Below are 22272 nucleotides of genomic sequence, written 5' to 3'. Positions count from 1 at the left end.
TATGAAAAAGGCGACCCGAAGGTCGCCTTTTTAACGCGGACGCTGTGATCAGAACTCGTGATCGGCGTTGTCCGGGTTCAGGTCGCTGATGCCCAGTTTGCCGGCAGCAGCTTCGATCGAACCGGTCTGCTTGACCAGCGAAGCGATGGCGTCGCGCACGATCTGGTTGCCGGCGGTGTTGCCGGCCGCGATCAACTGGTCGTAGTGCTCACCCTTGTTGGCGTGATCGACCATGACCTGGATCTTGGCTTCGGTGGCGGCCAGATCGGCTTTCAGCGCGGTGTCGGCAGCCGGATCAACCTTGGCCACCAGCGACGACAGGCTGGCGCCGGTCATTTTGGTGCCGTCGACGCGGGTGTACTCGCCCAGGTAAACGTTACGAATGCCCTTGGCATCGTAGAAGTGCGAGTTGTGGGTGTTGTCGCTGAAGCAATCCTGTTCGTCTTCCGGGGAGTTCGCTTCCAGAGACACCTTCATGCGCTCGCCGGCCAGCTCGCCCAAAGACAGGCTGCCCATGCCGAACAGCATTTTGCGCAGGCCGCTTTCAGCCGGTTCGGCTTCCAGGGTGGCGCGGTAGTTGTCGGCCACGTTCGGCTTCCAGTTGCCGACCATTTCTTCCAGGTCGCTGACCAGCAGCTGGGTCACGGCTTTCAGGTAGGCACGACGACGGTCGTTGTGGCCACCGGTTGCGCCGGCGCCTTCCAGGTAGTCCGAGGCCGGACGGTTGCCGGCGCCAGGGCCGGTGCCGTTCAGATCCTGGCCCCAGAGCAGGAATTCGATGGCATGGTAGCCGGTGGCAACGTTGGCTTCGGAACCACCCAGCTCGTTCAGGCTGGCGAGTTTTTCCGGGGTGATGTCCTTGACGTCGACCTTGTCTTCGCCGACCTGTACTTCGGTGTTGGCGATGATGTTGGCGGTGGCGCCCGGGTTGCCCAGTGCGTGCTCGTAGGATTTGTCGACGTAGTCGATCAGGCCTTCGTCCAGAGGCCAGGCGTTCACCTGACCTTCCCAGTCGTCGATGATGGTGTTGCCGAAGCGGAACACTTCGCTCTGCAGGTAAGGAACGCGGGCGGCGACCCAGGCAGCCTTGGCGGCTTTCAGGGTGTCGGCGTTCGGCTTGGCGAGGAACGCGTCGACGGCGGTTTGCAGGGTTTTCGCGGTGGATTCGGCATCGCTGTAAACGGCGAAGACCATGTCGGCATAGTGCGAGACAACGGCTTTGCCGGCGGCCTCGTCGACTTTACCGGCAGCAGCAGGCGCAGCCGGTGCAGCGGTGCTCGCAGCCGGAGTCGGCGCAGGAGCGGCGGCCTTTTCTTTGTCTTTACCTTCGCCGCAACCGGCGAGGGAAATAGCGATGGCCAGCAGACTGGCGGTAGCCAGAGGCATACGAATCATGGCGAACATCCTGCTTCGGTAATTGAGTGGACAGGCGCGGGGGTGCGCAAAAGCTGCGACATAATGCAAATCTTTCGCATTATGTGTAAAGGGTTGTAGCTGGAAATATTTCCTATTTGCGCGGGGGTTGCGCTGGATCAACAGCGTAGACCGCACCCGGCGGATGAAGGGTTTTGCCGGGTTTCGCAGGGAGATTTCAGAGGATGGCCGCGTTGCTGCGCTGGGCCTGCTTGAGATAAACGCTCAGCTCGCGCGCCGGCAGCGGCTTGCTGTAGTGGTAGCCCTGACCTTCGTGGCAGCCTTCGGAGATGATGTAGGTTTCCTGTTCGGCGGTTTCCACGCCCTCGGCGATCACCTGCATGCCCAGGCTCTTGCCCAGTTGAATGATGGCGCGAACGATGGTCGCGTCATCGTCGTCGTCCAGCAGGTCCTGGACGAAGCTCTTGTCGATCTTGATCTTGTCCAGCGGCAGACTCTTGAGATAACTCAGCGACGAATAACCGGTACCGAAGTCGTCGATGGCGATCAGGGCGCCGGAGCGGCGCAGGCTCAGCAGGTGCTGGGCGGCGGTGCTGATGTCTTCCATCAGGCCGGTTTCAGTAACTTCCAGCTCGAGGCTGCGCGGTGGCAGGCGGTACATCTGCAACAGGTTGTTGACCACCCGTGGCAGCTCGGCGTGGTGCAGTTGCACGGTGGACAGGTTGACCGCCATGCGCAGGTCGACGAAGCCCTGATCGTGCCAGTCGCGCAGTTGCTTGCAGGCCTGATCCAGCACCCATTCGCCGATGGCGATGATGGTGCCGTTCTGCTCGGCCAGCGGGATGAACAGGTCCGGCGGCACCAGACCGTGTTCCGGATGCTGCCAGCGGATCAGGGCTTCGACCCCGACTACACGATGATCGCGGTAGCTGATCTGCGGTTGATAGACGAGGTAGAACTGATCGCGCAGCAAGGCGTCGCGCAGGTCTTTTTCCAGTTCGCGACGCCGGCGCATCTCGCTGTCGACACTCGCGATGTAGAACTGATAACGGTTGCGTGAGCGGGTCTTGGCCAGGGTCATGGTCTGCTCGGCTTTCTGCAACAGCTTCTCGGTGCTGTCGCCGTCCTCCGGGAACAGGGTGATGCCGATGGTCGCGCGCAGGCGAATCTCTTGATGATCGAGGGCGAACGGCGCTTCCAGGTCATCGAGAATGCTTTGCGCCAGTTCCGCCGCTTCGTAAGGTTGCTCGATATCGGCCTGCACCAGCGCGAACTGGTCGCCGCCGAGACGGGCGAGGGCGCCGAGGCGACCGCTGTGGGCGCGCAGGCGGTCGGCGAGTGCCAGCAGCAACTGGTCGCCGGTCTGGTAGCTGAATTGTTCGTTGATGCCTTTGAAGTCATCCAGACCTACGCAAAGGACGGCGACCCGGCGTTGCAGCTTGCCGGCATCCACCAGGATCTTGTCCAGTTGCTGCTGCAATTGCTGGCGATTCGGCAGGCCGGTGAGAAAGTCGTACTGGGCCATGCGCAGCAGACTGTTTTCTGCTTCGTGGCGCAGGTGGGTGTTGCGCTCGATGGATTCGAGCAACTGGTTGGCGGTGTTGATCCAGATTCCCAGTTCGTTTTTCTCGTGGCCCTTGAGCTGTGGAATCTTGTGTTCGCTGGGGCGGTCCGGGTTGATTTCGGTGAGGTGTTCGATGATCCGCGACAGCGGTTTGGTCAGCAGCCAGTGATAGACCAGATACAGCACCAGGCCCATGGCTAAAGCGCGCAACACGCCGGAAATGAAGATGATCACCGAGCTGACGATGAACCCCTGCCCGTAGGTGGCGGTGTCGAGGGTGATGCTCAGGTCGCCGTAATACTCGCTGTACGGCCCGCGTCCCACCAGTTGGGTGGTGAACGTGCGTTCCTGGCCAAGAATCAGGTCGGTCAGCCAGCGGCTGTTGGAATGCTGCAGTTCGCGGGATTTCTGCGCGAGCATCGCTTCGTTGGGATGGCCAATGGAGGCCTGGCGCACGGCGTCGTCCTGGAACAGGCCTTCGATCACCTGCATGCCCATCTCCCGATCCAGGCTGTAGACCGCCTGGGTGGAGGGATCGCGGAACATGTCGAGGATGCGTTCGGCATCGCCGGCGACGGCCTGGCGTGTTTTATAGGCATCGAAAACGATCTGCGCGCAGCTCAAGACCACGCCGACGATCAATGCCGACAGGAGCACGACCCGGAGCAACTTCACCGACAAGCTGTTCTTGAGTTCCAGCTTCAAAGGGTTATTCCTTGTTCCGTGCGGGTAGCGTCAAGTTGCCATGAGTATTGGCAATCCCGTGTTGGCAGTCAAAGGGACAATCGAGCCGCGGAAAATTTGTCCGTGGCCTTGGCCGAAATGCTGCTGTCTGGAGTATTTGCCCTATTTGTACTGTGTCGGTAGTTTTGGCCTCCAACTTGAGGGGCGTCGGACAATTTTTCCTCTGTTGATGTTAGTTCGCCGTGGCTTGGGAGCAAGGCGAGAAAGGCTGCTTTGCGTGTGGGAAAAGGCTCTGTTTGTGATGCGGCGCACCCGTGATGATTTCTGCGGGCAGAAAAAAACCCGGCAAAGGCCGGGTTTTTGTCTGGCGTGCAGCTTAAGCGGTGAAGGTCTTGCCTTCGAACTGCTCGGCCACGAACTTCCAGTTGACCAGGTTCCAGAACGCCTCGACGTATTTTGGACGCAGGTTACGGTAGTCGATGTAGTAAGCGTGTTCCCACACGTCGCAGGTCAGCAGCGGGGTGTCGCCGCTGGTCAGCGGGTTGCCGGCGCCGATGGTACTGGCCAGAGCCAGGGAACCGTCAGCCTTTTTCACCAGCCAGCCCCAGCCGGAACCGAAGGTGCCGATCGAGGTTTTGCTGAACTCTTCCTTGAACTTGTCGAACGAACCGAAAGCCGCGTTGATGGCTTCAGCCAGTGCGCCGGTTGGTTGACCGCCGGCGTTTGGCGCCAGGCAGTTCCAGTAGAAGGTGTGGTTCCAGACCTGAGCGGCGTTGTTGAAGATGCCGCCCGAGGAAGTCTTGACGATTTCTTCCAGGGTCTTGCCTTCGAACTCGGTGCCTGGCACCAGGTTGTTCAGGTTCACGACGTAGGTGTTGTGGTGCTTGTCGTGGTGGAATTCCAGGGTTTCCTTGGAAATGTGCGGCTGCAGGGCATCGTGTGCGTAAGGCAGCGGCGGCAATTCGAAAGCCATGATGATTCTCCTAATCAGGTCTGTTGCGGTGAGCGCAAGGCCGATCACGGGCGGCCAGAAATGCACCGGCGAGTTTTTACTCTTTGCGGCGCAGGGTTCGGATCATAGCACCGGGGGTGCGGCTTAACCACGCAACAACTGTGTGGGATAGAGGTTCCAGAGCTGTTTGGAATAAATCATGAAGCCAATATCAATTGCCCTGCCACCGTGAACATCATCACCGCCACCAGCAGATCGAGAATCCGCCAGGTACTCGGCCGTGCCAGCCAAGGGGCGAGCCATGCCGCGCCGAACGCCAGGGTGAAGAACCACAGCAGCGAAGCACTCGCCGCGCCGACGACATAAGCGCCGGGCACCGACTGTTGCGCACCGAGAGAACCGATAAGCAGAACGGTGTCCAGATAGACGTGCGGGTTGAGCAGCGTCACCGCCAGAGCGCTGAGCATCACCGCCCGCAGTGAGCGCACGGTCTGGTTTTCACCCTGTTGCAGGCTCTGTTTCGAAAACGCCCGACGCAACGCCTGGCTGCCGTACCAGATCAGAAACACCGCGCCGCCCCAGCGAGCGACCGCCAGCAAGGTCGGGTTCTGTGCCAGCACCGTGGCCAGACCGAAAACACCTGCCGCCACCAGCAACGCATCACAAGCGACACACAGCGCCGCAACCGGCAGGTGATGTTCACGCCGCAGGCTCTGCGCCAGGACAAAGGCATTCTGCGTGCCGATCGCCATGATCAGCCCGAACGCCACCAGCAAACCGTTGGTATAGCTTTGCCACATGACGGTTACTCCGCGTTGGCTGCGAGATCGCGCAGCACTTGCATGGCGCGTTCGGCGTCGGCCTGACCGACGAACAAATGGTCGTGGTAGTAGCCGGCAATCACGTTGCAACTGATCCTGGCGTTGCCCAGTGCGGTGGCGAACGCGGCGGTCAGGCCGACGGCTTCCAGCGCCGAATGCACGTTCAAGGTGATCCAGGCCGCGACATAGTCGAAGCTGAAACCGGCGCGCTCGGCGTGGGACCGTTCGAGAATCACCGTCAGGCCTTCCTGCTCACGGAAACTGCCGACGATTTCCAGACCGCTCGGAAACTGGCCGTCGCGCAAGGTGCAGAACACGTATTCGCCGGCATTGAGCTGCGGGCTCATGCTGCGCAGCAGGGTGGTCAACGAGGTTTCGCCAGCCATGTTGGTGGTCCTTGATAAAGAGTGCTTGCTGGCTATTCTCCCGGTTGACGCTGTATAAGAAAAACCAATAGTGCTGATCGCTCATTAGGAAAACTGATGTTCGACTACAAATTGCTTTCCGCTCTGGCCGCCGTGGTCGAGCAGGCCGGATTTGAACGGGCGGCGCAGGTGCTGGGCCTTTCGCAATCGGCGATTTCCCAGCGGATCAAACTGCTGGAGGCGCGGGTCGGCCAGCCGGTTTTGGTGCGCGGCACGCCGCCGTCGCCGACCGAGATCGGCCGGCGCCTGCTCAACCATGTGCAGCAGGTGCGCCTGCTCGAACGGGATTTGCAGACGCTGGTGCCGGCGCTGGACGAAGAAGGCCTGCCGGAGCGCCTGCGGATCGCCCTGAATGCCGACAGCCTCGCCACCTGGTGGGCCGAGGCGGTGGGCGATTTCTGCGCCGAACAACATCTGTTGCTCGATCTGATCGTCGAAGACCAGACCGTCGGCCTCAAACGCATGCGCGCCGGTGAAGTGGCCGGTTGCCTGTGCGCCAGCGAGCGACCGGTGGCGGGGGCGCGCAGCGTGTTGCTCGGGGCGATGCGCTATCGGGCACTGGCCAGTCCGGCGTTCATCGAGCGGCACTTTCCCGACGGTGTGCGGGCCGAGCAATTGCCGCGCACCCCGGCGCTGGTCTTCGGCCCGGACGATTTTCTCCAGCATCGTTATCTCGCATCCCTCGGCGTCGATGGTGGTTTCGAGCATCACCTGTGCCCGTCGTCCGAAGGTTTCATCCGCCTGACCGAAGCCGGGCTGGGTTGGGGACTGGTGCCGGAATTACAGGTGCGCGAGCAACTGGAGCGCGGTGTGTTGCGCGAACTGTTGCCAGATAAACCGATCGACGTGCCCTTGTACTGGCATCATTGGCGCAATGGCGGTCACTTGCTCGGGCTGTTGACCGAACAATTGGTGCGCTCGTCGGCGCAATGGCTGGTGCCGTTGGACTGACGGCCAGCGTCAAGACTCACGAATCAGGCAAAACGAAAGACAGCGGAGCTCTACATGAAAATTCTGGTCACCGGCGCAAGCGGCTTCATTGGCGGACGCTTTGCGCGTTTCGCCCTGGAGCAGGGCCTGGACGTGCGGGTCAACGGTCGCCGGGCCGAGGGTGTCGAGCATCTGGTACGTCGCGGTGCCGAGTTCGTTCAAGGCGATTTGAGCGACCCGGATCTGGTGCGTGCGCTGTGCAGCGATGTCGAAGCCGTGGTGCATTGCGCCGGCGCGGTCGGCTTGTGGGGCCGGTATCAGGACTTCCATCAGGGCAACGTGCAGGTTACCGAAAACGTGGTCGAGGCCTGCCTGAAGCAACGGGTTCGGCGGCTGGTGCATCTGTCGTCGCCCTCGATCTACTTTGACGGTCGCGACCACCTCGGCCTGACCGAAGAGCAAGTGCCCAAACGCTTCAAACATCACTACGCAGCGACCAAATACCTGGCCGAGCAAAAGGTCTTCGGCGCCCAGGAGTTCGGCCTCGAAACCCTCGCCCTGCGCCCGCGTTTCGTCACCGGCGCCGGCGACATGAGCATCTTCCCGCGCTTGCTCAACATGCAGCGCAAGGGCCGTCTGGCAATCATCGGCAACGGTCTGAACAAGGTCGATTTCACCAGCGTGCACAACCTCAACGAAGCGTTGCTCAGCAGTCTGCTGGCCGATACTTCCGCGCTGGGCAAGGCCTATAACATCAGCAACGGCGCTCCAGTGCCGCTGTGGGATGTGGTCAATTACGTGATGCGCAAGATGGAAGTCCCACAGGTCACCAAATACCGTTCCTACGGTCTGGCCTACAGCGTGGCGACGCTCAACGAAGGTGTGTGCAAGCTCTGGCCGGGGCGTCCCGAGCCGACCCTGTCGCGCCTGGGCATGCAAGTGATGAACAAAAATTTCACCCTCGACATCAGTCGCGCCCGGCATTATCTGGACTACGATCCGAAAGTCAGTCTGTGGACGGCCCTCGATGAGTTCTGTGGCTGGTGGAAGGCTCAGGACATTCGTTGATACGAATCTGCCGGCCGGCACTGAACCGCGTCACGGCTTGAGGGTCAACCCCAGCGGCCGCGGGGTTTATACTTCGCGCCAATCTGCCATCACCGCGTTTCACAAAGGTTGCCTCAATGTCCATGCGTAACGATGCCCACGACGATTTCGACGATGTACCGAGCCTGCGCGCCGATACCCTCGATGACGACGATTTTCCGGTCACCGCCCGCACCTCCGTGCATTCACGCACGCCGCCGGTGGTCAAGGTCAAGGCCGCCAGCACCGGGCCGTTGTGGGCACTGGTCGGCGCATTGTTCTTCGCCTTCATCGGCCTGGCCTGGTGGAGCTTCCAGCAGATCTCGCTGATGGAGCAGCAATTGGTGGCGACCCAGGAAAGTTTCGCGCGCATCAGTGAGGAAGCGGCGGGGCGCTTGCAGGACATTTCCGGCAAGGTCGTGGCCAGCCAGACCAACGTCACCACCGACAGCGAAGCCCTGAAGTTGCAAATCAAACAGCTGCAAAGCGCGCTTCAGGATCAGAGCAAACAGCAGCAGGGCGTGGCCGGTCAGGCGACAGATCTGGACAAGCGCCTGGCGCAGATGACCGCCCAGACCACCGAACAACAGAATGCCAACACCCAGTTGCAAGCCCAGGTCAAAGCCCTGAGCGCCGAACTGGCGACGCTGAAAAGCACCCCGGCCGACACCAGCAAGCTTGACGCCCAGCTCAAGAGCTTCGATGCACAGGTGAAGGGTTTCGACGCGCAGTTCAAGAGCCTCGGTGCCGACATCACAGCCCTGAAAAAACAAGGTGGGTCGAACGCTGCGATCGATCGTCTGGAGCAGGAAATCGTCATCCTCAAGAGCGAGCAGGACAACCGTCCGGCCGCTGCGCAGGGCGGCACCAACACCGCCGAGTTCGATGCATTCCGTGGGCAGATGACCCGCAACATCAATACCCTCCAAGCGCAGATCCAGAACCTGCAACAGCAACTCAACGCCCGTCCGTAAGCTTCTTGTGTGGCGAGGGAATCAACGCCCTCGCCACAGCAACATTCAGAAGCTTTCTGAATATCCATACATGCCTTCAGGCCGTCTACGCTCTTGAAACACCAACAAGAACGAGGGATGCGTCATGGGGTTTGTGCACAAGCTGGCCTGGCTCGGCGCGGTGCTGCTGTTGAGTTTCGGTCAGGCCAATGCGGCCACCACGGAAAAAGATGACAGCAAGGCCGCCATCGCCTTGCTGGAAAAGGCTCTGGCCTATTACCACGACAACGGCGACAAGGCGTTCGCGGCGTTCAGCCGTCAGGGCGAATTCGTCGACAAGGACCGTTACGTGTTCGTGGTCGACACCAAGGGCGTGATGCTTGCCAGCGGCGGGCCGTCGTCGGCGTTGATCGGGCGCGACGTCAGCGAAGTGCTCGGGCCGGACTTGCAGAAGTCGTTCAAGGACGCCTTGAAAGTGCCGGAAGGCAACGGCATCCAGCAGGCGGAGTACCGCTGGCAGAACTGGTCCGACGGCAAGGTCGAGCGCAAGCATGTTTACTATCAACGCATCGGTCAGCGGATTCTGGCGGTGGGTTATTACCTGCCGCGTGCGTCGGCGGAGCAGGCGAAAGCGTTGCTCGACAAAGCGGCCACCGATTTGACCAAGGACGAGAAGGGCACGCTGTCCGCGATCAACTCGCTCAAGGGCGGTTACCTGCAGGACGACCTGTATGTGTTCGTGGTCAATCTCGACAACCACCGCTACGTCGCCCATGGCACCAACCTGCGGCTGATCAACACCGACTTCGCCAAGGTCGACGACCCGGAGGGCAAACCGGTGGGCGAACCGATTCTGGCGCTGATCGGCAAGCAGGATGAGGGCGAGTACGAGTACCGCTGGAAAAATCCGGTGACCGGCAAGGTCGAGAACAAGCATGCCTACCTGAAGAAGGTCGGGAACATGCTGGTGGCGGTCGGTTATTACAGTGCTTGATTGCTGAAAGCTCCCACGCGGCGCGTGGGGGCGATCGGCATCAATCAGCGGGCGCCGTGCTCACGGCCCCGCAACAACCGGTTCGGCATGGCAACCGCCGCCGCCAGCCCGAGCAGCGACACCGCCGCACTGACCATCAGCAAATGCCGGAACGTCACCAGCAGTTCGGCACGCAAGGCATTCTGTGCATCGCCGGGCGCTGCGTTCAGGCCGTCGAGCAGCACGTTGCCGGAATGCCCTTCGCTCATCAGAGAGCTGCCGGCCAGGTGGGCGAAACTGGAGTCCTGCAACAACGCCAGCAACAGCGCCGACATCAACGCCACGCCCACCGCACCGCCCAGTGAGCGGAACAGATTGGTGGTGCTGGTGGCAACGCCAATGTCCTTTTGCTCCACCGAATTCTGCGTACCGACCAGCGACGTCGGGAACTGCATGCCGCCGGCGATCCCGCTGAGTAGCATGAACAGGCTGCTGAGCAGCGTCGCATCAGGCGGGCTGAAGGCCATGCCGAGGATCGAGATCGGCATCAGCAGCGCGCCAGTCAGAATCTGCGGTTTGTAGCGCCCGGTGATCGAGGTGCGGCGTCCGGCGAAATAGGCGCCGATCGGCAACCCCATCGCCAACGGCAGCAAGTGCAATGCAGCGCTGTCGGCCCCGGCACCGGTCACGCTCTGAAAGCGCAGCGGCATCAGCACAATCAGCGAAATCGCCTGGAAGCTGCAAAAGAAAATCGTGCACCAGCACAGCAGCGCGCTGCGGTTGGTGAAGAGGTGCATCGGCAGCAACGGCTCCCGGGCGCGCCGCTCATGCCAGACGAACACCGCCAAAACCGCCACCGCGCAAGCGAACAGGCCAAGCACTTCACTGCTGCGCCATGCATGGCCCTGGCCGACCTGAGTGATCGCCAGTAACAGCGCGGTCAGGCCGATGATCATGAGCAGCGTGCCGAGGTAATCGATGATTGGTTTGCGCTGGGGAATCGGCAGGCCGATCAGGTTGCGTCGCGCCACCCAATACGCGCCAAGACCCAGTGGCAGGTTGATCAGGAACACCCAGCGCCACGACAGGTATTCGGTCATGTAACCGCCGAGCACCGGGCCGGCGACGCTGGCCACCGCGTACATGCTGGAGAAATAACCCTGATAACGCCCGCGCTCCCGTGGTGGGACGATATCGCCGATGATCGCCTGGCTCACCGAAATCATCCCGCCGGCGCCGATGCCCTGGAAAATCCGCGCCAGCACCAGTTGCTCCATGCTCTGGGCCATGCCGCAGAACAGCGAGGCGAGGGTGAACAGGCCCATGCCGAACAGCATCAGTTTGCGCCGCCCGTACAGGTCACCGAGCTTGCCGTAGATCGGCACCGCCACGGTCATCGCCACCATGTAGCCGGAAATCACCCAGGCCAGCAGGCTGACGTCCTTGAACTGTGCAGAAATGGCTGGCATGGAAACGGCGACGATGGTCTGGTCCAGCGCACCGAGAAAGATCGCCATCATCAGCGCGACCAGCACGCTGCGAATGGCCGGTTTGGGCGTTTCGGGATGGTTGAGATTGGTCACGGGCAAAACCTGCGGGCAGTGAGGGTCCCGCAGATCGCCAGGCGAGCGGGGATGCTCGCCAGTGTAAGTCGGTAGCAGGCTATTCGATAGCCTCATAAGGAAGCCCGACGTAATTTTCTGCAATGGTTTTTTGACCGGCCTCAGAGCTGACAAAGTAGTCCAGTTCAGAAGCGCAGATCCGCTGGCTGAAATCATCGTGTTCGTCGAATCGGTGCAGCATCGAAGTCATCCACCAGGAAAACCGTTCGGCTTTCCACACCCGGCGCAGGCAGATCTCCGAGTATTTCTCCAGCAAGTCAGTGCGACCTTCGCGGTAAACCTTCAGCAGAATCCGGAACAGCGTACTGACATCGCTGGCCGCCAGATTCAGACCCTTGGCGCCGGTCGGCGGAACGATGTGCGCCGCATCCCCGACCAGAAACATCCGTCCGTACTGCATCGGCTCGACCACAAAACTGCGCAGCGGCGCGATGCTCTTTTCTATCGACGGACCGGTCACCAGTTTCTGCGCCAGATCCTCCGGCAGACGATTGCGCAGCTCATCCCAGAAGCGCTGATCCGACCAGTCGTCGACGTTTTCCTCGGCCGGCACTTGCAGGTAATAACGGGTGCGAGTCGCCGACCGCATGCTGCACAGGGCGAAACCGCGATCGTGGCGGGCGTAGACCAGTTCATCGTGAATCGGTGGGGTGTCGGCGAGAATCCCCAGCCAGCCGAACGGATAAATCCGTTCGAAGACTTTCAGGCAATCCTCGGGAATCGACTGCCGGGCCACGCCGTGGAAACCGTCGCAACCGGCGATGTAGTCACAATCGACGCGCCAGGTTTCGCCGTCCTTTTCGAAGGTGACGTAGGCCTCGTCGCTTTTCATGTCACAGGGAACGACATGGCTGGCTTCGTAGATGGTTTGTCCGCCGGTCTCCCGACGAGCGGCCATCAGGTCGCGGGTGACCTCGGTCTGACCGTAAACCATCACGGTTTTACCGCCGGTCAGGGCTTGCAGGTCGATGTGGATCCGGCGCCCGTCGAGGGCCAGTTCGAAACCACCGTGCACCAGCCCTTCGGCGTCCATTCGCTGACCCACGCCAGCTTCGCGCAACAGCTCTACCATGCCTTGTTCAAGCACGCCGGCGCGAATTCGGCCGAGCACATAGTCAGGTGTCTGGCGCTCCAGAATCAGGGTGTCGATGCCGGCGTTGTGCAGCAGTTGGCCGAGCAATAATCCGGACGGACCGGCGCCGATGATGACGACTTGGGTTTTCAGCGTTTTCATTGTTTTTATGACTCGCAAGCTTCACGCGACAATGGCCGGTGAATGATTTTCAGGATTCGAGTGCTTGCATTTTTCCCTTGCGGGTCTGTCAATTGAAGGTGAAAACTGAGCCGATACCTGTACATTCTGCCAATCGGTGCGATTATCGCCCGCAAACCTCGAGGCCTGGATTGAAGTGATGAACAAGCCTGACCTGCCTTCGATTCCGGTGTTCAAGCTCTACGGTGAAAGCCTGGACTGGCCGACCCCTGACTTGCTGCACTGTGAAACCATTTCCAAACGCAGCCGCGAACACCAATGGGAAATCAAACCCCACCGTAATGCCGATTTGTGCCAGTTGCTCTTCGTATTCAAAGGTCAGGCAGAGCTTGAAATCGAAGGCCAACGCACGCAACTGAAGGAAGCCGCGATCCAGATCCTGCCGCCGTTATCGGTGCATGGATTCCGTTTTTCCGAGGACGTCGAAGGATTTGTCGTCACCTTGGCCACACCGTTGATCAACCATTTGCAGGCGCAACTGGGCAGCGCGGTGCAGGCCCTGGCCCAGGCCGAAAGTTATCCGGCGGGCAAGGACGCGGAGTATCTCAACAGTCTGTTTGCCGCGTTGCAGGCTGAATACAACGGTCATCAACCGGCGCGGGAAATGCTCATGCATTCGCTGGTCAGCGTGATCATGGTCTGGGTCAGCCGTCAGGCGATCCACCGTCACAACGCCACGCAGCGCCCGCAGCGTCAGCGCGAATATCTCAATGGCTTTATTCAACTGGTAGAGGAAACGTACAGACAGCACGTCAAGGTTGAAGACCTGGCCCATCGCCTGGGGATTTCCGTCTCGCACCTCAACGGCACGTGCCGTGAACTGGCGGGGCAGCCGGCGTTGCAGATCATGCACGAGCGTCAGTTGCTGGAAGCCAAGCGTCTGCTGACTTACACCAGCATGACCATTTACGAGATGTCCGAGGTGTTGGGGTTTTCCGATCCGACCAACTTCACGCGCCTGTTCCGGCGCCGGGTGGGGATCTCGCCAAAGGCGTTCCGCGACCGCTTGAAGGCCGAGCAGAACGACGACGCCTGAACCTTGTATCAGCGCAGGGCGTTGAGGGTGGCGTTGTGAGGGATGCAGCGCTCGAAGTTGCAGCTCGCGTACTCGCGGGGCAGTTGTCGCAGCTGCTCCACGCGCCACGCCGCGGTGCCGTACAGCGCCAGCGTAGCCGCACAGGTGATGAAAATCGCGAGGTATCTTCTTGTTCTGGTGTTCATGGCGTTGACCTCTGAACGAATACCCTTGGGTACTACTTTCAGCATAGGTCAGCGCCGTGGAGTTGCCAGCGGCTCTGCGAACGGGATTAGAGCCCGATATCCCATTGCGGGTTTTCGGGAAAACGCTGCACCAGAAAATCCAGCATGCAGCGCAACGCCGCCGGCATGTGCTTGCGCGAGGCGTATACGGCGTAGATGTTCATCTGTCGGGGTTCGGCGTGGGGCAGCAGGCGAACCAGTTCACCGCTGTGTACATGCACGCCGGCCTGATAAGTCGGCAGCATCGCCACCCCGGCGCCGGCCAGGGTCGCGCGCAGCAGGGTGCTGGCCTCGTTGGCGCTGATGTTGCCCTGCACCGGTACCGAAACCGGTTCGCCATCCTCCTCGAAATGCCACAGGCTTTTTCCGAAATAGGAATGGGTCAGGCAGTTGTGTCGGCTCAGATCTTCTACGCGCTGCGGCTGCGGATGTTCCTGCAGATAGGCGGGCGCGGCGCAGACCACCGAGCGGCAGACCGTCAGACGCCTGGCGATCAAATTGGGGTCGAGATCGTTGCTGGTGCGGATCGCCAGGTCGATGCGCTCGTCCACCAGGTTCACCGTGCGATCAAGCATTTGCAGATCGATGTTCACCCCCGGATACGCTTTGACGAACGCCGCCATGGCATCGGCCAGTTGCGCCTGGCCGAACGAGGTGCTGACGCTGATCCGCAGCAAACCTCGTGGCGCATCGGCAGGTTCGCTGACGGCGGCCTGCATGTCGCCGGACAGCTCCAGCATTTGCCGGCAGCGCGGCAGGATTTCGTTGCCGGCGGCGGTCAGGCTCAACTTGCGCGTGGTGCGGTGCATCAGGCGCGCGCCGACCCAGTCTTCCAGTTCCGCCAGATAGCGCGACACCACCGGCCGCGACAGGTCCAGGTGATCGGCCGCCGCCGATTGGCTGCCCAGATCCACTACTGTGACAAACACTCGCATTGCTTGGAGACGATCCATGATTTGCCCGCTTTCAGAAACAAACTATGTTCAAGCATCGCATTTTTTGTAACGAGTCTGGCAACTAAGCTCTGTCCCCATCGCCAAGCACGGCATTCGAACAGCGGAGCAACCCATGATCGGCTTCACCACCCTCAAGCGCGTTTTACTGGCCACCGCCAGCCTCGGTTTTGCTGCTCACGCAGCGGCCGCGAACCTGACCCTCGACGTCTACAACCCGGGCACTAATGCAATCTTCCCGGTGACTTCGGTACTGGTCAGCGGCGAGAAGGACGCGATTCTGGTGGACGCCCAGTTCGGCAAATCCCAGGCCGAGCAAGTGGTGGAAAAGATCCGCGCCAGCGGCAAGCAACTGACCACCATCTACATCAGCCACGGTGACCCGGATTACTACTTCGGTCTCGATACCCTGACCAAAGCCTTCCCGAATGCCAAGGTGCTGGCCTCGCAGCCGACCGTTGATCACATCAAGCAAACCGTCGACGGCAAACTCGCATTCTGGGGCCCGAAAATGGGCGCCGACGTGCCGGCCAAAACCATCGTGCCGGGCGTGCTCAAGGGCGACAGCCTGATGCTCGAAGGGCAGAAACTTCAGGTGGTCGGCCTGGAAGGCAAACAACCGGATCGCAGCTTCGTGTGGATTCCTTCGCTGAAGGCCGTGGTTGGTGGTGTTGTCGTCGCCGAGAACATCCACGTGTGGATGGCCGACACTCAGACTGCGCAATCCCACGCCGACTGGCTGGAAACCCTGCACTCGATCGAAACCCTGAAACCGAAAACCGTGGTGCCGGGTCACTACCTGGGTGACAGCGCCCGTTCGCTGGCGGCCGTGAAATTCACCGCCGACTACATTAAGGCGTTCGACGCAGAAACCGCCAAGGCCAAGGACTCTGCCGCGCTGATCGCCGCGATGAAAAAACGCTACCCGACACTGGGCGAAGAAAGCTCGCTGGAGTTGAGCGCGAAAGTCGCCAAGGGCGAGATGAAGTGGTAACCCGATTCTGAAAACGCAGCACTCTCAAGCCAACTGGAGAATGTCATGAGCAAGATCGCAATCATTGGTGCCACCGGCCGTGCCGGCAGCCAATTGCTGGAAGAAGCCCTGCGTCGCGGCCACAGCGTCACCGCCATCGCCCGGGATACCTCGAAGATCGGCGCCCGTGCCGGTGTGGTCAGCAAGAATGTCGACGTGCTGGATGCCGCGGCACTGCAGGACGCCGTCGTGGGTCACGACGTGGTGATCAGCGCCGCGCATTTCGCCACGGTGCCGGCCAGCGCGTTGATCGGCCCGGTGAAACAGGCTGGGGTGAAACGTCTGCTGGTGGTCGGCGGTGCCGGTTCGCTGTTGCTGCCGGACGGCACTCGCGTGATTGACAGCGCCGGGTTTCCGCCCGAGTACAAGGCTGAGGCCAGCGCTGGCTCGGCTTTCCTTGATGCGCTGCGTCAGGAGAAGGAGCTGGACTGGACGTTCCTGTCGCCGTCGGCGCTGTTTGTTGAAGGTGAGCGTACCGGCAAGTTCCGGGTTGGCAAGGATGACTTGCTGGTGAGTGCTGAAGGCCAGAGCTCGATCAGCTTTGCCGACTACGCAATTGCGTTGATCGACGAAGTGGAAACGCCGAAGCATTCGCGTCAGCGGTTTACTGTCGGTTATTGAGGGGGTGGGTGGTTTTCGGGGGTTGTGTCTGATCCGAAAATTAGCCCTCACCCCAGCCCTCTCCCGGAGGGAGAGGGAGCCGACCGAGGTGTCTGACGTGATTCATCGACCTGAAAGTTCTGGTCGATTATGGATTCGGTACAGCACGTTCAGGTCGGCGTAGTTCTCAAGCATCCCACGGTAGGCTCCCTCTCCCTTCGGGAGAGGGCTGGGCGGGCGGCGTTCCGATGAGGGCAAGGCGTCACCGCGTATGAGCCTGCTCCACCAGCCACCCCATCAATTCCTGCAACTTCGCCGAAGGCTCCGACGCCGGCGCCACGATGTAATAACCCAATCCCGTCTTCACCTTCAGATCGAACGGCATCACCAGTCGCCCGGCGTTCAAGTCGTCGCCGATCAACGACCAGTCGCCGATCGCCACCCCTGTCCCGTGGGACGCCATTGACATCGCCTGATCCAGCGTCTCGAAATGCTGACCGCTGGCAATGTTGCTCAAGTGCAGTTCGGCGGCTTCAAGCCAGAGTGTCCAGTCGTCATCCGTGTGGGTCGGGTGCAGCAGCAGATGCTGTTGCAAGTCTGCCGGTGTGTGCAGCGCCGGCCCGCCGTTGAGCAGCGTCGGCGAGCAGACCGGCGTCAGTTGTTCATCGAATAGATGCAGGGTTGCGGGCGAGTCGTGGGGCGCAGTGCCGTAGATCACCGCCGCGTCGAACTGCTCGCGATGAAAATCCACCCCGTGTTGCAACGACGCCGTGAGTTTCACCGGTACGTCCGGACGCTCGCGCTGCCATTGCAGCAGTCGCGGCAGCAACCAGCGCATCACGCAGCTCGGCGCCTTGAGTTGCAGGGTTTCGCGCTTGGCGCCGATCTGCTCCATCGAGTCGCCGATCAGGCTGAATACCTGCTGCACCCGTGGCAGCCATTCGCGACCTTCGGCCGTCAGCTCCAGGCCCCGGGCCAGGCGAATGAACAGCTCATAACCCAGATGTTCCTCCAGCCCGGCGATCTGCCGGCTCACCGCACCCTGGGTGATGTGCAACTGCTCGGCGGCCCGGGTGAAGTTGCAGCACTGCGCGGTGATCAGAAACGTGTGCAGGGCGGGCAGGGGAGGCAGTCGTTTCATGTGGATCCAAGGTATGACGTGAGGACATGGCTAGTATGAGCTTTTATCGATTGTTGCGGCTACGGGTCGCCCGTTTCAATGAGGCCAATCACCGGTTCTTTTAAAGCCCGGTGCCTCAACGAACAAGAAGGGCAAAGACATGGCGACGTGTGGCGAAGTACTGGTCAAGTTACTCGAAGATTATGGGGTCGAGCAGGTGTTCGGCATTCCCGGGGTGCATACCGTGGAGCTGTATCGCGGGCTGGCCCGTTCGAGCATCAACCACGTCACCCCGCGCCATGAACAGGGCGCCGGCTTCATGGCCGACGGTTACGCCCGCACCAGCGGCAAACCGGGTGTGTGCTTCATCATCACCGGTCCTGGCATGACCAACATCACCACCGCCATGGGCCAGGCGTACGCCGATTCGATCCCGATGCTGGTGATCTCCAGCGTGCAGTCGCGCAGCCAACTGGGCGGCGGTCGCGGCAAGCTGCATGAACTGCCGAACCAGAGCGCACTGGTCGGCGGCGTGGCGGCGTTCTCCCACACCCTGATGTCGGCGTCCGAATTGCCGGGCGTGCTGGCCCGTGCGTTTGCGCTGTTCCAGGCCGGGCGTCCGCGTCCGGTGCACATCGAAATTCCGCTGGACGTGCTGGTCGAAGAAGCCGACGAACTGCTGACCAGCGTGCCGGTCAACATCGACCGTGCCGGTGCTGCGCCGGCCGCTGTGAGCCGCATGACTGCACTGCTGGCCGGCGCCCAGCGTCCGCTGATCCTCGCCGGTGGCGGCGCCATCGACGCAGCGGCCGAACTCACTGAACTGGCCGAGCTGCTCGACGCGCCGGTGGCCCTGACCATCAACGCCAAAGGCATGCTGCCGTCCAGCCATCCGCTGTTGATCGGTTCGACTCAGAGCCTGGTAGCGACCCGCGCCCTTGTGGCCGATGCCGACGTGATCCTGGCAATCGGTACCGAACTGGCGGAAACCGACTACGACGTGACCTTTGCTGGCGGCTTCGAAATCCCCGGCAAGTTGCTGCGCGTGGACATCGATCCCGACCAGACCGTGCGCAACTACCCGCCGCACGTGGCGCTGGTGGCCGACTCGCGCAACGCCGCACAAGCGCTGCTCAGCGCGCTGTCGCACAAACCGCTGGCCGAGCGCCGCAACGACTGGGGGCAGGTACGCGCCGCGCGTCTGCGTGAAGAACTGGCGGCAACCTGGGACGCTCCGACTCTGGCCCAGACCCGTTTCCTCGAAACCGTGCTGCACGAATTGCCGAACGCAGTGTTCGTCGGTGACTCCACGCAACCGGTGTACACCGGCAACCTGACGTTCAACCCGGAGCGTCCGCGCCGCTGGTTCAACTCGTCCACCGGTTACGGCACCCTCGGTTACGCCTTGCCGGCGGCGATTGGCGCATGGCTCGGCGGTAACCTCGAACACGGCGCACGTCCGCCGGTGGTGTGCCTGATCGGTGACGGCGGTCTGCAATTCACCCTGCCGGAACTGGCCAGCGCCGTGGAAGCGCGCACGCCGGTGATCATCCTGCTGTGGAATAACCAGGGTTACGAAGAGATCAAGAAATACATGGTCAACCGCGCCATCGAGCCGGTGGGCGTGGACATCTACACCCCGGACTTCATCGGTGTTGCCAAGGCCCTGGGTTGCGCGGCGGAAGCGATCAGCTCGGCCGAACACCTGCGCGGTGCATTGCGCGCCGCCACCGATCGTCAGGGCCCGACCCTGATCGAAATCGACCAGACCCAATGGATGAAGGCGGTGGCCAAATGATGAGTTTCCCGACCACACTCGATGGCCTGTACATCAACGGCCAATGGTCCGCCGGCCGCGAACACCTGCGCGTGATCAACCCGGCCACCGAAGCACTGCTGACCACGGTCAATGGCGGTGACGAAAGCGCCGTCAACCAGGCTGTAGCGGCGGCGACCGAAGCCTTCAAGGGTTGGTCGATAACCACCGGCGCCGAGCGCGCTGCGATCCTGCGCAACATTGCCAATGGGGTGCGCAACGGCCGCGAACATCTGATGAAGTTGCAGTCGAGCAACAACGGCAAACCGCAGTTCGAAGCGGGCATTGATGTCGACGACGTGATCGCCACGTTCGAGTACTACGCCGAACTCGCCGAAGGCCTCGATGCGAAACAGGACAGCAACGTGCCGCTGCCCAGCGACGATTTCAGCGCACGTCTGCGCCGCGAACCGTGCGGTGTCGTCGGGCTGATCGTGCCGTGGAATTTCCCGATGGTCACCACCGCGTGGAAACTCGCCCCGGCCCTGGCCGCCGGTTGCTGCGTGGTGCTCAAACCGTCTGAAGTCACACCGCTGCCGGAGTTGGAACTGGCGACCATCATCGCCGAATCCGGTTTGCCCAAAGGCGTGTTCAACCTGGTGTGCGGCACCGGTCTGGCAGTCGGCGCGCCGCTGTCGGCGGACCCGCGCATCGCCAAGATTTCCTTCACCGGCAGCAACGCCGTGGGTGTGCAGGTGATGCAGCGCGCCGCTGAAACCGTGAAGGGCGTGAGCCTGGAACTGGGCGGCAAATCCTCGCTGCTGATTCTGGAAGATGCCGACCTTGATCTGGCAGTAGAGCTGGCCTGCGGTGGCGGTTTCTTCAACGCCGGGCAGATGTGCTCGGCCACCAGCCGGGTGCTGGTTGCCGATGAAATCGCCGATGAATTCCTGATTCGCTTGCAGGCCCGTGCGGAAAAAATCCGTGTGGCTGATCCGTTCGATCCGGAAGTCGAGATGGGCGCGCTGGTCAATCAGGCGCAATACCAGCGTGTGCTCGGTCACATCGACCGTGGCCTCAGTGCCGGGGCCAAGCTGATTTGTGGCGGCAATCGTCCTGCCGATCTACCGCGTGGCTATTTCTTGCAGCCGACAATCTTCACCGAAGTGCCCCTCGACAGTGCGCTGTGGTGTGAAGAGATTTTCGGCCCAGTGATCTGCGTGCGCAGTTTCGCTTCGGAGGCCGAGGCGATTGCCCTGGCCAACGACAGTCAGTTCGGTCTGGTCGCCAGCGTCGTCACGCGCAATGCCGAGACCGCGGATCGGGTCGCCAACGCCTTGCAGGCGGGGCTGGTGTGGCTCAACGCGCCGCAGGTGATCTTCCCGCAGACGGCGTGGGGCGGCTACAAACAGAGCAGCATCGGCCGCGAATTGGGCCCGTGGGGCCTGGCGGCATTTCAGGAAATCAAGCACGTGATCCGCGCGCTCTGAATGCCCGAAAAAGGTCAGCGCATGCCTCGCAACGAGGCATGCGCCGGCGTCATGGCTCCAATGAGTTTTTATCGATAGTCAGGTGTTTTGCACGACCTCAGGATGAACCCGCTGATCACGTTCAAGCCCTTTGAAATCGGGGGGTTGAGCGGTTCCGATCACGCACGGCAAGGGTTGCGGTCAATCTCATACTTACAAGAATAATGGGAGTCCCAAATGGGCGAGCACGATCTGAACAGGCGTCAATTCATCAAAACCGTCGGCGTGGCCTCGGTGGCTGCGGCGGCCATGAGCATGCCCTTCATCCGGGCCAGTGCCAGCGACACCCGCTTTGCCGGCAAGACCCTGCGCCTGTTGACCTGGTCCGATGACACGGGCCTCGCTGCACTGCGCAATATCGCGGCAACGTTCGAAGCCAAGACCGGCGCCAAAGTGATTGCCGACCGCACCGGCAGCACTTCGGAAATGGTCGCCAAACTCAAGGCCGGCGGTGACCGTCCGCAGTACGACATCATCACCCTGGCCGGGGTCGGCGCAGAAGGTCTGGCCGCTGCCGGGCTGCTGGAAAAACCCGATCTCAACCGCATTCCCAACCTGGTCGACGTCCCGGAAAAATACCGCACCGGGGCCAACGGGCACGGCATTGGTTACCTGCTGTGGTGCAACAGTCTGGTCTACAGCACCCGCACCCAGACCACCGCGCCGGACAGTTACGCCGCGCTGTGGGACGCCGATCTGGCGCCGAACATTTTCCTGCCGCCGCCGAACTGGACCGAGGCGATGGACCTGATCATCATCGCCGCCAAACTGGCCGGGGGTGACGAACACAACATCGAACCGGGCTTCAAGAAACTCGCGGAGCTGAAAGACCGCGTGGTGACCCTCGGCGAAAACCCCAACCAGATCGCCGAGCTGTTCCGCACCGGCTCCCTGGATATGGGCGGCCTCTACGCCCCGGCGTTTTTCCCCAAGCAGATCCGCGATCCGAACTATGGCCTCGGCGCCACGTTCGGCATGAAGGAAGGTTTCTACACCGACCTGATGCTTTCGGTAATGCCGAAGAATCGTCCGGGCGACACCGACCTGGCCTACGCCTTCATCGACCACTCCCTCGACCCGCTGGTGCAGGGCAAGATGGCCGAAGACATCTTCAACGGCCCGGTCAACGCCAAGGCGATCATCTCCGCCGAAGCGCGCAAGAGCCCGTTCATCCTCACCCCGGAGCAGATCGCGGAGAAGGCGATCATGCACGACAACGCCTTCCTGGCGACCGTGCATGACCAGTGGATTCGTCGCTACACGGAAATCTTTTCTTCCTGATCCGAAACACCACAAATCCAGTGTGGGAGCGGGCTTGCTCGCGAATGCGTCGGCACATCCAACATCAATGTGACTGATACACC

The 22272-nt window shown here is 61.4% G+C and carries 20 protein-coding genes; 10 read left to right on the top strand and 10 right to left on the bottom strand.

All coding sequences use genetic code 11. The features are described from left to right. Positions 1-48: 48 nt before the first annotated feature. The 5 genes from QR290_RS23430 to QR290_RS23410 form a co-directional block, all read right to left on the bottom strand. Positions 49-1395, bottom strand: coding sequence for an imelysin family protein (locus tag QR290_RS23430; RefSeq protein ID WP_115079035.1), 1347 nt, complete (start codon positions 1393-1395; stop codon positions 49-51). A 196-nt stretch (positions 1396-1591) separates the two neighbouring features. Beyond that, a complete protein-coding gene (locus tag QR290_RS23425; RefSeq protein ID WP_007953246.1) occupies positions 1592-3643 on the bottom strand; it encodes a putative bifunctional diguanylate cyclase/phosphodiesterase in 2052 nt (683 codons plus the stop codon). Positions 3644-3998: 355 nt separating this feature from the next. Continuing rightward, positions 3999-4595, bottom strand: coding sequence for a superoxide dismutase (locus QR290_RS23420; RefSeq protein ID WP_003227660.1), 597 nt, complete (start codon positions 4593-4595; stop codon positions 3999-4001). Positions 4596-4771: 176 nt separating this feature from the next. Beyond that, positions 4772-5374: a LysE/ArgO family amino acid transporter gene (locus tag QR290_RS23415; protein ID WP_007953256.1), complete on the bottom strand. Its 603-nt coding sequence runs from the start codon at positions 5372-5374 to the stop codon at positions 4772-4774. Positions 5375-5379: 5 nt separating this feature from the next. Then, positions 5380-5781, bottom strand: coding sequence for an ACT domain-containing protein (locus QR290_RS23410; RefSeq protein ID WP_289203718.1), 402 nt, complete (start codon positions 5779-5781; stop codon positions 5380-5382). A gap of 96 nt (positions 5782-5877) precedes the next feature. Between QR290_RS23410 and QR290_RS23405 the strand changes: the two genes are divergently transcribed. The 4 genes from QR290_RS23405 to QR290_RS23390 all read left to right on the top strand — a co-directional run bounded on the left by QR290_RS23405 (position 5878) and on the right by QR290_RS23390 (position 9783). Further along, positions 5878-6771, top strand: coding sequence for a LysR family transcriptional regulator ArgP (locus QR290_RS23405; protein ID WP_289203717.1), 894 nt, complete (start codon positions 5878-5880; stop codon positions 6769-6771). Positions 6772-6825: 54 nt separating this feature from the next. Continuing rightward, positions 6826-7818, top strand: a complete 993-nt coding sequence (locus QR290_RS23400) for an NAD-dependent epimerase/dehydratase family protein (RefSeq protein ID WP_289203716.1) — start codon at positions 6826-6828, stop codon at positions 7816-7818. Positions 7819-7934: 116 nt separating this feature from the next. Beyond that, positions 7935-8810 carry an ATPase gene (locus tag QR290_RS23395; RefSeq protein WP_289203715.1) on the top strand — a complete coding sequence of 292 codons (876 nt, stop codon included), beginning with the start codon at positions 7935-7937 and terminating at the stop codon, positions 8808-8810. 124 nt (positions 8811-8934) lie between these two features. Next, entirely contained in the window at positions 8935-9783 is an 849-nt protein-coding gene (locus QR290_RS23390; RefSeq protein WP_163976312.1) for a cache domain-containing protein, read from the top strand. 44 nt (positions 9784-9827) lie between these two features. On the opposite strand, the gene QR290_RS23385 is transcribed toward QR290_RS23390, so the two are convergent. Both QR290_RS23385 and pobA read right to left on the bottom strand, forming a co-directional pair. Beyond that, a complete protein-coding gene (locus QR290_RS23385; RefSeq protein ID WP_289203714.1) occupies positions 9828-11345 on the bottom strand; it encodes an MDR family MFS transporter in 1518 nt (505 codons plus the stop codon). Positions 11346-11424: 79 nt separating this feature from the next. Further along, the gene (gene pobA, locus QR290_RS23380) at positions 11425-12618 is read right to left on the bottom strand and encodes a 4-hydroxybenzoate 3-monooxygenase (RefSeq protein ID WP_289203713.1); all 1194 of its coding nucleotides are present in this window, start codon (positions 12616-12618) and stop codon (positions 11425-11427) included. 178 nt (positions 12619-12796) lie between these two features. Between pobA and QR290_RS23375 the strand changes: the two genes are divergently transcribed. Beyond that, the gene (locus QR290_RS23375; RefSeq protein WP_289203712.1) at positions 12797-13693 is read left to right on the top strand and encodes a helix-turn-helix domain-containing protein; all 897 of its coding nucleotides are present in this window, start codon (positions 12797-12799) and stop codon (positions 13691-13693) included. 8 nt (positions 13694-13701) lie between these two features. Here QR290_RS23375 and QR290_RS23370 read toward each other — a convergent pair whose 3' ends face one another. Both QR290_RS23370 and QR290_RS23365 read right to left on the bottom strand, forming a co-directional pair. Beyond that, complete coding sequence (locus QR290_RS23370) at positions 13702-13878, bottom strand: hypothetical protein (protein WP_007953274.1); 177 nt, start codon at positions 13876-13878, stop codon at positions 13702-13704. A gap of 86 nt (positions 13879-13964) precedes the next feature. Beyond that, on the bottom strand, positions 13965-14870 hold the full coding sequence (locus tag QR290_RS23365; protein WP_205350829.1) for a LysR family transcriptional regulator: 906 nt from the start codon (positions 14868-14870) through the stop codon (positions 13965-13967). A gap of 115 nt (positions 14871-14985) precedes the next feature. Between QR290_RS23365 and QR290_RS23360 the strand changes: the two genes are divergently transcribed. Both QR290_RS23360 and QR290_RS23355 read left to right on the top strand, forming a co-directional pair. Beyond that, complete coding sequence (locus tag QR290_RS23360; RefSeq protein ID WP_289203711.1) at positions 14986-15864, top strand: MBL fold metallo-hydrolase; 879 nt, start codon at positions 14986-14988, stop codon at positions 15862-15864. A 45-nt stretch (positions 15865-15909) separates the two neighbouring features. Continuing rightward, a complete protein-coding gene (locus tag QR290_RS23355) occupies positions 15910-16524 on the top strand; it encodes an NAD(P)-dependent oxidoreductase (protein WP_115079026.1) in 615 nt (204 codons plus the stop codon). Positions 16525-16765: 241 nt separating this feature from the next. Here QR290_RS23355 and QR290_RS23350 read toward each other — a convergent pair whose 3' ends face one another. Then, positions 16766-17644 (bottom strand): LysR substrate-binding domain-containing protein, encoded by an 879-nt coding sequence (locus tag QR290_RS23350; protein ID WP_007953283.1) that lies wholly within the window; start codon positions 17642-17644, stop codon positions 16766-16768. A 139-nt stretch (positions 17645-17783) separates the two neighbouring features. Between QR290_RS23350 and QR290_RS23345 the strand changes: the two genes are divergently transcribed. The 3 genes from QR290_RS23345 to QR290_RS23335 all read left to right on the top strand — a co-directional run bounded on the left by QR290_RS23345 (position 17784) and on the right by QR290_RS23335 (position 22189). Then, positions 17784-19421 (top strand): 5-guanidino-2-oxopentanoate decarboxylase, encoded by a 1638-nt coding sequence (locus QR290_RS23345; protein WP_115079025.1) that lies wholly within the window; start codon positions 17784-17786, stop codon positions 19419-19421. Continuing rightward, positions 19421-20869, top strand: a complete 1449-nt coding sequence (locus QR290_RS23340) for an aldehyde dehydrogenase family protein (RefSeq protein WP_289205325.1) — start codon at positions 19421-19423, stop codon at positions 20867-20869. The genes QR290_RS23345 and QR290_RS23340 overlap by 1 nt, the downstream gene beginning before the upstream one ends. A 216-nt stretch (positions 20870-21085) precedes the next feature. After that, on the top strand, positions 21086-22189 hold the full coding sequence (locus QR290_RS23335) for an extracellular solute-binding protein (RefSeq protein WP_064599076.1): 1104 nt from the start codon (positions 21086-21088) through the stop codon (positions 22187-22189). Positions 22190-22272 lie beyond the last annotated feature (83 nt).

This window comes from Pseudomonas fluorescens (genome assembly GCF_030344995.1).
In the GTDB taxonomy this organism is placed as follows: Bacteria; Pseudomonadota; Gammaproteobacteria; order Pseudomonadales; family Pseudomonadaceae; genus Aquipseudomonas; species Aquipseudomonas fluorescens_BF.
Note: the sequence above shows the minus strand (reverse complement) of the source record. Positions and strands in the feature narration are given on the sequence as shown.